Below are 12,625 nucleotides of genomic sequence, written 5' to 3'. Positions count from 1 at the left end.
GCTTCATCAAGTCAACTTCTTTCAGGCCGTTGTGACTTGCTCGTCGGTTTCCGGAACCGCGTCACTGGCTGGATCGAACCATTCGTCCTTGAAGACAATTCGCTTCTTATGCTTCATGGCAAGGTTGGCGGTCATCGCCATGATGGCATCCGCCATCGCAACCCGGCCATTGCATCGCAATTTGTTTTCGCCGGTGCTGATGCAGTAACAGAAGTGTTCCATCTCTTCGCGGTAACCACGACTGATCTTTGGACCCATACCGGCGTCAGCGTTTGCTGCCGCGCTGGGAGCTCCGGTTTCGTAGCTGTCCAGCGCCGGGCCGTCACCCTGACTGTTCACAACCCAGATGCGTTGTTCAACTCCGCCCGGACTGTTGCGGCTCGGCTCTTTGTACAGCAACGCTTCCTTTTCCGTCTTCATGACGATGGTTCCTCGGCTGCCGAAAATCGCTTCGCCGTATGGTTCCCAGCTGTTGGTATTCATTGAGGAGTAAGTCACAACGGAAATGTCGTTCTGATTCTTCTCGTAGAGTTTGCCTGGAAATTCGAAGGTCACAAAGATCTGATCATCAATTTCCCGGTCATCCGTCCATTTGTCCTTCGGCCCGAGACCTTCAATCCCGTAGAAGTTCTTGCCACCGTAACCCTGTACGGCCACGGGATGAACTTTACCCAGAAAGATGCTGGCTGCATCCATCTGGTGGCTGCCGAGTTCCGCCATCAGTCCACCACCGGTGGAGTTGTACAAACGCCAGTCGACCAGTTGCCTCGCTGAATCGTATCCAAGCTCTTTCAATTCACCGGATTTTTCCAGCTCTTCCAGGTACTTGTGGTCCTGCCTGGCATAGCCATCGTACTGCCACTTTCGCCATGCATCGGCATCGGGAAAACTATTGTTGCGGTGCCACTGCGCGCGGATGAATTTGATGTCTCCCAGGAGTCCCTGCTTTGTAAGAAAGGCCGCGTTTTCGTAAAGAACGCTGTAGTGCCTCTGATGTCCGACCGCCAGCATCAGACCTTTGTCTTCCGCGACTTTGATCATTCGTTTGCAGTCGGTGATATTCTGTGCCATCAGTTTTTCGCATAGCACATGCAATCCCGCCTCCAGACATTCAATGGCAATCGGTGCGTGCTGATTCAGCGGGACAGCGATGACAACTGCTTCCAGGCCAAGTTCATCTTTCTTTGCCAGCAGCTCTTTGTGGCTCTTGAAGGTCTTCACTTCCGAAGCTTTCGCCTGTCCCAGGACTGCGTTCAGTCCGCGGCGAGCTTCAGGATGGCTTCCTGTGAAAGTCCGCTTGAGGTTCGCCGGACGAATGTCGGCGATAGCCACAATTTCCATGTAGTCGGTTGGATGTTCGCTGATCAGGACGTTGCCTTCATCGCCCGTTCCGATAAACGCCGTGCGAATCGGCTTGCCCTTCAGCTTACTATATCCAAAATAAGCCGCGCCGAGCCCGGTACCAGCCGCGGCCACGTCTTTCAGGAAGTCGCGGCGGGTGACGCCAACCGCCTCTTTGAAGTTGTCGTTGCCAATCTTCTGCTGTTCTGGTGTGAGTAACATTTTCGAAATTCCTTATTGATCTGAACTGCAGGTATGCAGTCGTTTGATTTTTGATGGGTTTGGTCAGGTGCCTTCACGAGCCTCGAGCCCGATCACCTTTGACGAGGTGCCATGAGTATTCTGCTGGTGCCAGGCCATCGTGGCCGTCGAGTTTGATCAGCCCGCCGCAGGAGCTGGAGCGGCCTGAGCGCCGGGGTCAGCCTGACCGGCCTTCGCAGGAGCGGTGCTCCGGGAGGCCAGCCACCTTTTCATCAGTGAATCCAGTCCAAACCAATATCCCGTCGGAAGTGCGGCAAGACCGCAGAGTGCGATAACTTCGATGAGATTCTTGTTGATAATGAAGCTGTGTTCCGGGCCCGGAGCTTCGGGGACGCCCGGCCAGGGCGGCATTGCCATATAAAAGTTGAACAGCATGAATGCAGCCATGATGCAGGCCAAACGAGTTCCCAGTCCCAAAAGCAACATCACCCCGAGGATGGTCAAACCGGCAATCGTCAGAATGTCGGTCACCCGAAGCAGAGTCCAGGGTTCGGAAACAGATCCCTGTTGGAGTTGCCCGACTGAAAGCATCTTCTGAGCCTTCTCCTGAAGCTCAGCTTCCAGGGCTTTGACAGGACTGGTCAATTCCGTCCGGAGCGTCTGTAGTTTTCCCCATTCGTAGTTCAAATGGTCCCACTGGAATGAAGATTTCGCTTCTTCGCGAGCCTTTTGATAGTGAGCCAGTTGAGACTGATACTGTTCAAGCTTTCCAAGTAATTGCCAGTCTTCGTTTCCAACGAGTTCCGGGTCGCCACGCAGCGTTCCGGCCAGTTTCGAGTAGTAACCCATTCCGCGTTTTTGATTTTCGTAGACTGTGTCGACGGCTGTAAGAAACAATCGCGACTCGGCGTCTTCGCGGCCTTTCACCAGGGACTCCAGGCGAGCTTTTTCCTGAGGCGTAAGAAATCGCTGAGCGCTCACGAAAAGCTTCTGTGCATTCGCGTCAAACCATGCAATCTTTTCGTTGACGTTAAGTTTCTCGATCCCGTTCGGCAATTTGGCAAGCTTTGCTGAGAACACTTCCTGATCGCCAACTTTTTCCACCGAACCGTTGAGCATTCGATTTAATGAATCGATCTGCGCACTACTCAGGTTGTAGTGTGACTGAAAGCGTTCGCTCCAGTCTTTCCAGCGATTCGCAACAGTCCCATAATCCAGCCATCCCAGTTCGTCCGGATCGCCAGCCATCGACCGGAAGACATCGCGCAAGGGACCTTCGGAGTTCTTCAGGTATCCGGCAGAAGTCCAGGGACGTGGCGTGCTGTAAGTGTCTATCTTCCAGAGCCCTTCGTACAGCAACTGCCATCCGATCGCGAGGCGCAACCCGACGAGCAGGACAATCGCTGTCAGAGAGTATCGTCGTATTTCGGGCACGAATCAAAAACTCCAGTGCAGGAAAAATCAGGCGGCGGTAAACAGTCAGGGAGAGACGTCAGGAGGGAACGGGGGCGTCGCGGAAATTCTGCCATCGTCAGAGATATTCAGGAGCCACGACCTGGTCAGGATCCCAGAAAATCTGATCGGCGGGGATTCCGACGACAACCGGTTCGATCTTTCGACCTTTAACCGGAAAGGGCATCAGAATAACACCAACGCCGTTGAGATTCTCACAACATTGCACCGCTTTTTCGACCCCCAGCACGAAAAACGCAGTGGAGACGGCATCTGCCAATGCGGCAGAACCGGCAACTACGGTCACCGACAGCATTCCCTCGACAGGCCAACCTGTCCTGGGATCAAGAATGTGTCCGTACCGCTGCCCCTCGTAGCGGTAGAACTGAATATTGGAGCCACTGGTGGACATTGCCTCATCTCGCAGAAGCACAGTTGCGAGTCGTTTTTCGGTGAAAAGTGGGTTTCCAATTCCGACTGGCCATCCGTCCAGACCGTTGTGATGACCGCGTCCAATCAAACTGCTGTGTCCACCGTGGAGGAGGTAGTTTGCGGGGGCCTCCTCGGTTTGATTCAGCCACTTCGCGACTTCATCCAGGGCATAGCCTTTGCCGATAGCACCGGGATCGAGTGCCATCCCGGCAACCTCAAACTGAACGCTGCAGCTCTCTTCATGCAGTGACAGATGCTGGCTGCCAACGCTTTGCATCGCCAACCTCACATCATCGGTCGTGGGAATCTTTTTCTGTGCCCGAGCTGCTCGCCAGAGCTTGATGAGAGGTCCCGCCGTGATATCAAACGCTCCGTTGGTTCGAGAATGAATTTCTTTCGACATGACAAGCAGTTCGAACAGAGATCGCCTCACATGCATCGGCTTTTCAGACGCCTGACGATTCAAAACCGACAGCTCACTGTTGTCCTGATAAGCACTCAGCCACAGTTCGATATCGTGCACAAGATTCAACAAGTCTCCGGCTGCCGTCAGATGCTCCGGCGAACCGGGATTCAGGATCACACCAAATTCACACGCCATCGCTCGGCTGGCAATTCGAATGGTGTCGCCACAAACCGGCGCGACTAAACCGGAGACAGCGTCGGTACGAGACTGGCTTTCGGGCAGGATCGGGCGACTTGCAGCCAGCGAACGCACTGCGTTCATCAGGTCTCGGCGGGTGTGTTTTTCAGTCATATTCGAAATTCAGGAGGTAGCGGTCCTTTGCCGGTCCGGTAAGACGGCACAGCAGCGTCTGATTAACGGTTCACGATCGCACCCTACGAGAGCAGCTCCTATCGATCTGTGAAACCATACGGACACGATGACAGCTTCAGGGATGGTTTTTGGCGTTTTCTGTCAGAATTTTCCTGTCTGGTTTGCGCTCTCCCCTTCAAAAGAAACCCGAAAGTCGAAACCTGACACTGGATTTGGCTGTGCCGTTTTGAGATACGGACGAAATCAGTACAATCCCCGCCTTTGATTCGGAAATTCCCTTCTGGAGCTCTCAGGCGATGGCATCCGAACCCATCTGCGACTTGTCTCAACTGGATTTCAGCCAACCGATCTTCGGGTTGGAAGAAATCCGGAACACAAATCCTCAACGCTTCGAAATGGAGCAGTTGACGGCCGTTGTGCATGTCGATCAATCGCAGCATTTGATTGTCGGCTACAAAGACGTCACGGAAAACGAATTCTGGGCACGGGGGCATATGCCCGGATTCCCGCTGATGCCGGGCGTTGTTCAGTGCGAAAGTGCTGCTCAGCTGGGGGGATTTTATGCCCGCCGTTATGACCTGATCGGCGGTGATTATCTGGGATTTGGAGGGATGGATAATGTACGTTTCCGTAAGCCCATCTTCCCGAACTGTCGACTGATCCTGATTGCCAAAGTCACACGAGTCATGGCCCGAAAACTGGCTCAGTTCAACTTTCAGGGATTCGTGGAAGGTGAGCTCATGTTCGAAGGGCAGATGCTGGGTGTGACCGTCAACAAGCAAAGCTGAGCGAACAACCGGATCCGATTGAACGAATCTAAATGTGACTGACGTCTCCATGCAGACCGCACCGATCAAGCCACTCAAACCCTGGTTTCAGACAATAGAGGATGTGGGACCAGCTTTGGATTGGCCCGCATTTTACGGCAACAATAATCCCGTCGAACTCGATATCGGCTGCGGGCGAGGATTGTTTCTGTTCAACGCTGCCGTCAACAATCCACAAGTCAATTACCTTGGGCTGGAGATCGACTATCGCGAAGGTCGTCGAACAGCCACGCGTTTGATGAAACGCGATCTCACAAATGCCCGGGTGATTGGTGGCGATGCAAAACGAGTGTTGACGGAACTCATCGCACCTTCCTCCGTGTCGGCGGCACACGTCTATTTCCCCGATCCCTGGTGGAAGAAACGTCATCACAAGCGTCGGATCTTCACCGAAGAATTCCTGGACATGCTGGCTACGATCATTCAGCCCGGTGGGCACCTGCATTCCTGGACAGACGTAGCAGAATATTGGGATGTGATCAGCGATCTGGTCCAGGATCATGCAGAATTCATCGCGCTGCCTGCCCCCGAAGAACGCGCCCCCGAACACGACCTCGATTACCAAACCAGTTTCGAACGCAAAAAGAGAAAGCTGGGGTCGGTCATTCATCGCGGGCTCTGGCAACGACGATAACTGTCCGTTGAAAAACCGGGACGGCACGCAGGCGGACTGGGAACCACGCTGTTTTAAGGTCTCCTGCTCGAGCCAGTCCCGTTTCTCAACAGGCTAAAGTCTGTTGCTGAATTCACTCTGCCAATCAGCGCAAGCCCGATAACGACTGGCAAGCCGGATGGCGAACAGTCGGGGAACCTGAGGCCGCGGATTATCTCGCGTTGATGGGATCGACATCGATTGCCATTTCGACGCCCTCGGGCAGCGTAAGTTTTTTTTCAACTGTCATCCAGAGTTCCCGAACCAGGGCATGCGTTCGGCCGGTAATCTGCAGATGGAATCGCCACATGTTTCTCAGACGCGTGATCGGAGCCGGCGCGGCACCGAGGACTCGAACATGTTCTGTGGCACCACTTCTGGCAGCCCGGAGTTTATCCGCCACCGCCTGAGCAGTGTTGAGGACCGTTTGCTCACTGGGGCCTCGGAAGATCACGCGCGCAACGCTGCTGAATGGAGGTGCCAGCGTATCGTGTCGTTCGGCCAGCTCGTGCTGCGCGAAACCGATGTAGTCATGCTTCTGAGCAAATCTGACTGCCGGGTCGTTTGGACTTGTCGTTTGTACGAGAACTCGACCACCTCGTGAACTGCGGCCGGTACGACCAGCGACCTGAGCAATCAGTTGAAATGTCCTCTCTGCAGCCCGCATATCCGGCTGCCGCAGCATGGAGTCCGTGTCGATGACGCCGACAAGCGTCACGTTGGGGAAATCGAGGCCTTTCGCGATCATTTGTGTGCCCAGAAGTATCTGGACTTCGCCCAGTCGGAATCGTTCGAGTGCCTCGTCATGACTCCCCGGTTTCTTCATCGAATCGCTGTCCATTCGAAGCACGCTGGCGGAGGGAAATGCATGCTCCACTTCATCGAACAGCTTTTGAGTTCCGGTCCCGATGAATCGAATGGCGGGACTTTCGCATTTCGGACAGGTATCCGGCGGCGGCGTTTCATAATCACAACTGTGACAGACAATCACGGCGCGGTCGCGATGCCAGGTCAGGGTGATGTCACAATTCGGGCACTTGACTCCTTCACCGCAGCCGCGGCACCATACTGTCGGTGAATAACCTCGCAGATTAAGAAACAGGATGATCTGACCGTTTTCGCGAAGTGCCTTCTGCATCCCTGTCAGCAATGCACGGCCGATGGCGAATCCTTTACCGATACGCGGATCACTGCGAGTGTCGACGATGACCACTGGTGGTAACGGCCGTTTCGCGACGCGTTCGGGCATTGAAATCAGAGTATCCCGGTGCCGGGAAGCCCGAAGCCACGATTCCAGAGTTGGCGTCGCTGAACCAAGAATCAAAGGCACCTTCTCCTGCAGGCAACGATATCGTGCCACTTCCCGGGCATGATAGCGCGGGGTATTGTCCTGTTTGAACGAAGGCTCGTGTTCTTCGTCAATAATCACCAGTCCCAAATGCGGCGTCGGCGCAAACACTGCGCTCCGCGCTCCGACAATCACCTCAATGTCCCCGCTTGCAATCTGCTGCCATTGCCAGTGCCTTTCGGCATCAGTCATATGGCTGTGCAGCACGGCAACTGATTGAAAGCGACTGCGAAAACGCCGGATTGTCTGAGGTGTCAAACTGATTTCGGGGACCAGAACAATGGCCTGCCTGCGATAGCTGACCACTTCACGAATCGATCGAATATAGACCTCTGTCTTGCCGCTGCCCGTGACTCCATGAAGCAGGATCGTACTATGTTCGCCAGACCGAACCGCTCCCAGAATTCTATCCAGAGCCTGAACCTGTTGCGGGTTCAAAGAAAGATCGGCCTCGCTCGCGCTGCCTTCGGTGAGCTCCCCGGTGATATCCGATCGAATACGTAACGATTCGATAAGTCCTTTCCTGACCAAAGTCGCCAGAGGTGAAGGGCTGCACGCAGCCATTTCGCATAATTCAGCTGCAGCAATGGGCCCATTGGCCTTCTGAAGCAGGTCAATGATCACCTTCTGCTGTTTATTCAGCCGGGATGTCTGAATCCGATCCGCAACGTTTGGCAGCAGCTGGTAGCTCTGCACAAGACGCGTACCACTCTTGCGGCGGACTCCGGCCGGAATGACACTTTCCAGCACCTGACCCCATCCACAAAGATATCTTTCACTGATCCATCGAGTGACTTCCAGCATTCGTTCATCAAGCAGTGGCTCGCGGTCCAGGAGCTCATGAATGCATTTGAGCCGTTTGATCGAACCAGGGGTTGCCTGACGGATTCCAACGCAATAGCCGGTGACCATGCGATTCGATCGCCCAAGAGGAGCTTTCACCCGCTGGCCCGGCTGCAGCATTGGACGAAGTGGTTCCGGAATTTCGTAGGTGTAGGGTTTTTCAAGCGGGAGGTTGAAGACAACTTCGGCCACCATCACATCTTCGCGGGCAGCTTCTTCCCATTCCGGGGTGTCTGCAAAGCCAAACAAATTCTGCTGATTCACGTGGCTGGCTTCCGCTCACACTTCAAACATTGATCCGCAGACAACGTGATGCAGATCCCCGGAAAGGATTACCGAACGACTCAAATCCCGGCCGGGCCGTATCACCTGAGACCTGGAATCAAATCCTGACTCCTGCCTCACACTGTAACGGATCGCCTTTTATTCTTCAGCTGATAAGGATGGGGCAGCTGACAACGCGATGAAACGGCGGCCTCACTGAATCTGCTGAGATTCCGTCACTTCTGATGCAGCGGGGTGTGCCGCAGATTGTTAAGTGCCGCGGTTCTGCCGCAAGTTCAGTCAATACAACTGGAAGCCGCACTGTTCCTACTGGATGACGATCTCATCCATCAGATCGCGAGTTTCCCGTTCGGACAATTCCGCAGCATCCAGTGCGGTCAACGGACTGATTTCGATCGACTTTTCTTCGGAAACTTCAATACCCGCAGCAGCCAGCCATTCACGGGCAATCCGGTTGAGCGCTGCGCGAGATGTTGCTGGAGAATCCGCTCCCTCTCGATTCTTAACCGGATTAAATTCCCGGTCGCGGTTGCCTTCGACAATCAGGTTTTTTTCCGCCATCGGCAGAGCGTCAAAGATGAATCGCTCCAGTTTGACAGCGTTTGGATTGGCCGGGTCGTCCGGCTTGACCATTGTGCCATCGGCCCGGAGGAATGCGACGTTTTTGCGTGCGACGTGAAGTGGCAGTCGACATCCGTCTTCGGCCAACTGCTCGAGGAATTCACGGGAGAAAACGTGAATCGCAGTGTTTCCCGCCCAGAAAATCCACTGTCCGTTTTCGTCTTCGCTGGCCGCTTGTTCCGGAGTGAGCTCACTGTATTCGATAATCTGCGTTCGACCGTCCACATCAGCCAGAACGCCCATTCGTTCTGTCGGAGAAACTTTTCGAACGACGTTCGTGGTGAGCTGCGATTTCTGTTCGATATGAAATCCAAGCAAAGCCGGGTCACACATGATGACGGTTGGATTGTCGACCTGGTGGTAGAACAAGTGTTCGACACCGCGTTGCTTCAGCAGATCCAGCAGACCCGAATTTTTGAGTGCATTGACAAGGCCACCATGTCCGTCCGGCGACAGGCACAGGGAATCAACGGAACTCAGCAGCAATTCGCCCGTTTTTGCATCGATTGCGGGCAGGCTTCCCTGCTGGAAGAAATGAACGGACTTCGATTCGAGTCCAAAGAAATCATTTTCTTCGAAGAAGGACACCGTTTCATCGTGCGTGGCATCGCTGGTCATGATCAGCCAGAGAATATCTGCGTGATGACGTTTGCAGCGTGCCTGGATCTGTTCGCCAAAGATTTGAAAAAGAGTGCGGTTTGTCACTGGTCCGATCGGAAACATACCTTTGGGGTGATCAAATCCGAGGCGACTTCCCTGGCCGCCTGCGACAGTAATTACTGCCACCCTGCCCTCAGCCAGCGCCGCGGCTCCGAGACTGTCAGCGTCAGTCCAGGCCTGCTGATCAGCCTCAGCTTCCGGTTGCCGAACAACGGTTGCCGGGGCCTGGGCTCGCGAGATTCGATCCGAAGCAGATTCTGACACGGCCTCTTCTGCGGATGCCGACTGCCAGATTTCCTGAATCATTCGCAGGTCGACTTTGTTGATCTGATTCAATAAACGCTCAGCACTCGCCGGATCGATGGCCTGGAGGTGTTTCAGAAGGCCTGATTGCCCGAAGTGATTCAGCTTTTCGGCAACTTCGAATTGAACATCAGCCATGATGGAGGACGCCCTTTCTGGAGACGCTAAGATGACACAGGATGCCCGTCGGGCGCGCCCAACAGTCTCAATGGAACATGTGATTCTAACGTGAAGATGGACGAATCAAGTTTTCGAATGCTGATCAGTGGTCAGTCGAAGGGGCTCCTCGCAGCCACCCTGCGCGCTTGCCTGTTCGTCTGCTCGATACCATATCGATGGATTGTCGCAGTTCGAAACTTTTTGTTCGACTGCGGGGTGAAGCCGACATATCAAGCCAGTATGCCGGTTATCAGCGTTGGCAACATTACAACCGGCGGAACCGGAAAAACCCCCGTCGTTGCGTTGGTCGTTCAGACGCTGACGTCCGCTGGCAGACGCACAGCCATTGTCAGTCGCGGCTATCGAGCTGCAGTGCAGGGTGTGAATGACGAGTACCAGGTACTGCAGCAGCTTTGCCCGCAGATCCCGCATCTGCAAAACCCGGATCGAATCATCTCCGCAAAGAAACTGGAGGCTTCCGGTGAGGCTGATGTGATCGTTATGGACGACGGATTTCAGCATCGTCGCCTGCATCGGGATCTGGATATTGTGCTGATTGATGCAACAAACCCTTTTGGGTTCGGAGCACTCCTGCCCCGAGGATTGCTGCGCGAACCGCTGAATTCTCTCAGTCGGGCTCAACTTGTGATGATCACCAGGGCTGATTTAGCTGACGCAGAAACGCTTGAGCAAATTGAAAAGGCAGTCATCAACGCATCGCCGGGGCTGACGGGGCGAATCTGTCGCGTCCGGTTTGCACCCTCTGAATTACTGTCTATAACCAATGAAAAGCTTGACGCAGCACGGTTTTGTTCGAACGATCCCTCTGCCGGGAAAGTGTTTCTGATGTCAGGGATTGGCAACCCGGAGAGCTTTGAACAAACCTGCCGCCAGGCTGGTTTCGAAGTGAAGGGCCATCGTTGGTTTCGTGATCACCACCATTACACACGAGCTGATTTGGAAAGTGTGGAGCAAGCTGCCGTTGCCAGCGGTGCGGATATGGTTCTTGGAACGCAGAAGGACCTGGTGAAAGTCGCAGATCTTGATCCAATGGTTCACGTCGAGGTTAACCAGTCAGGTTCGAATGCGGAAATACACAGGCCGCCTTTCTTTGCTTTGTCAATTCGAGCCGCGTTTCTGACGAATGCTGACCGAGACGTTTTTCATGAATGTCTGGCGTCGGCGACTCAGGAGAGACCTGAAGTTGGTGGTCCCGATTAGAATTCTGACGCGAAACACGACCACTCTGGTTCTGTGATAGTGGCCGAAGCGCCTCAATGAAAGATTTAGAACGCTATGCACCCTGAAACACTGGCGGACCTGAAAAACAGCGGCTGGAAATCGCGTTCAGTGAAGGAAGAACTCCGTTCCAACTTCGTTCGTCAACTGGCTGCAGGCGAAGTGCTTTTCCCCGGAATGCTCGGGTACGAAAACACCGTCGTCCCCGAAATCAGTCTTGCGCTGCTGGCAGGTCACGACATTCTTTTTCTGGGAGAAAAAGGACAGGGTAAGAGTCGCCTGATGAGAGCGATCCCGAGGTTTCTTGATGACGCAATTCCGTACCTGGATTTACCGGGTTGCCCGGTTCATGAAGATCCCTATCAGCCCATTACCACTGCCGGAAAAGAACGGATTGCCAGCGCGAGCGATGATCAGATTGCAATCAAATGGTGGCCTCGCGACCAACGTTACGCAGAGCGACTGGCTCCGGGGACCAAGTTTGCAGATATCATTGGCGAAATCGACCCTGCCAAGCTTGCCGCTGGCAGCAGCATGTCTGCCGAAGATGCCCTGCATTTCGGCTTGATCCCTCGCATGCATCGCGGAGTCTTCGCGATGAACGAACTCCCCGAACTTGATGAACTCGTTCAGGTCGGCCTGTTTAACATTCTGGAGGAACGAGACGTTCAGATCCGAGGGTATCCGATTCAATTCGATCTGGATGTTGTCATCTTATTCTCGGCGAACCCTTCGACCTATAACCGAAGTGGCAAAGTGATCCCGCAGCTGAAGGACCGCATCGGCAGCATTATCCATACGCACTATCCTTCGGAACGGGATGCGGGCATACAGATCATGGAGCAGGAGTGCAGCGTTGATCTTGATGGCGACTTTCCGGTGCTCGTTCCTTTCTTCATGAAACAGATTGTCGAAGAGATCAGCCGTGCCGCGCGCCGGAGCCGTTACATCGATCAGCAATCGGGCGTCAGTGCCCGATTCAGCATTGCAAACTATCAGACTATGATCGCCAGCGCGCGGCGGCGCGGCGCAGTTCTGGGTGAAAATCCAGCAGTACCACGCATCAGCGATCTTGGCCATCTTTATTCGTCGTCGCTTGGTAAGCTGGAAGTTGATCTGATGAGCAGCCACCAGATGAGCGAAAGACAGGTTCTGGACTCTGTGACGGCAGAAGCTATCAGGACTGTCTTCGAGGAATACATCGAACAGCACGGGCTCGAACAGATCACCGAAATCTTTGCGAAGGGTGTAAAGATCGAAGTGGGTGACATGCTTCCAAGTACCTACTACGAGACGCTGTTGAAACGAGTGCCTCCAGTTTGGGACAAAGCATTTGAGGTCAACGCAGCCGACAATGCTGCCGTTCGCGCATCGTGTGTGGAATTCGTTCTGGCAGGACTTTATGCCACCGATCGCATCAGCCGGGCACAAAGGCATGGCGTGGTGACCTACGACTTTCATTGATCGACGTTACTGATCGACGC

9 protein-coding genes are annotated in these 12,625 nt (G+C 54.2%); 4 read left to right on the top strand and 5 right to left on the bottom strand.

The features are described from left to right. Positions 1-21: 21 nt before the first annotated feature. From R3C20_05040 to R3C20_05030, 3 genes are all read right to left on the bottom strand, one after another. Positions 22-1,563 (bottom strand): Gfo/Idh/MocA family oxidoreductase, encoded by a 1,542-nt coding sequence (locus R3C20_05040; protein MEZ6039848.1) that lies wholly within the window; start codon positions 1,561-1,563, stop codon positions 22-24. A 156-nt stretch (positions 1,564-1,719) separates the two neighbouring features. Then, positions 1,720-2,976 (bottom strand): hypothetical protein, encoded by a 1,257-nt coding sequence (locus R3C20_05035; GenBank protein ID MEZ6039847.1) that lies wholly within the window; start codon positions 2,974-2,976, stop codon positions 1,720-1,722. Positions 2,977-3,073: 97 nt separating this feature from the next. Continuing rightward, the gene (locus R3C20_05030) at positions 3,074-4,183 is read right to left on the bottom strand and encodes an FAD:protein FMN transferase (GenBank protein ID MEZ6039846.1); all 1,110 of its coding nucleotides are present in this window, start codon (positions 4,181-4,183) and stop codon (positions 3,074-3,076) included. 317 nt (positions 4,184-4,500) lie between these two features. Between R3C20_05030 and R3C20_05025 the strand changes: the two genes are divergently transcribed. Both R3C20_05025 and trmB read left to right on the top strand, forming a co-directional pair. Continuing rightward, on the top strand, positions 4,501-4,992 hold the full coding sequence (locus tag R3C20_05025; GenBank protein MEZ6039845.1) for a 3-hydroxyacyl-ACP dehydratase FabZ family protein: 492 nt from the start codon (positions 4,501-4,503) through the stop codon (positions 4,990-4,992). 49 nt (positions 4,993-5,041) lie between these two features. Beyond that, positions 5,042-5,665, top strand: a complete 624-nt coding sequence (gene trmB / locus R3C20_05020; protein MEZ6039844.1) for a tRNA (guanosine(46)-N7)-methyltransferase TrmB — start codon at positions 5,042-5,044, stop codon at positions 5,663-5,665. 190 nt (positions 5,666-5,855) lie between these two features. Here trmB and priA read toward each other — a convergent pair whose 3' ends face one another. Together priA and R3C20_05010 are read right to left on the bottom strand one after the other, a co-directional pair. Then, positions 5,856-8,138 (bottom strand): primosomal protein N', encoded by a 2,283-nt coding sequence (gene priA, locus R3C20_05015; GenBank protein MEZ6039843.1) that lies wholly within the window; start codon positions 8,136-8,138, stop codon positions 5,856-5,858. 327 nt (positions 8,139-8,465) lie between these two features. After that, complete coding sequence (locus R3C20_05010; GenBank protein ID MEZ6039842.1) at positions 8,466-9,881, bottom strand: UDPGP type 1 family protein; 1,416 nt, start codon at positions 9,879-9,881, stop codon at positions 8,466-8,468. A 96-nt stretch (positions 9,882-9,977) separates the two neighbouring features. Here R3C20_05010 and lpxK point away from each other — a divergent pair, with 96 nt between their 5' ends. Further along, complete coding sequence (gene lpxK, locus R3C20_05005) at positions 9,978-11,123, top strand: tetraacyldisaccharide 4'-kinase (protein ID MEZ6039841.1); 1,146 nt, start codon at positions 9,978-9,980, stop codon at positions 11,121-11,123. A 75-nt stretch (positions 11,124-11,198) separates the two neighbouring features. Then, a complete protein-coding gene (locus R3C20_05000; protein MEZ6039840.1) occupies positions 11,199-12,605 on the top strand; it encodes a magnesium chelatase in 1,407 nt (468 codons plus the stop codon). Positions 12,606-12,625 lie beyond the last annotated feature (20 nt).

It is taken from the genome of Planctomycetaceae bacterium (genome assembly GCA_041398825.1).
Taxonomy (GTDB): Bacteria; Planctomycetota; Planctomycetia; order Planctomycetales; family Planctomycetaceae; genus F1-80-MAGs062.
Note: the sequence above shows the minus strand (reverse complement) of the source record. Positions and strands in the feature narration are given on the sequence as shown.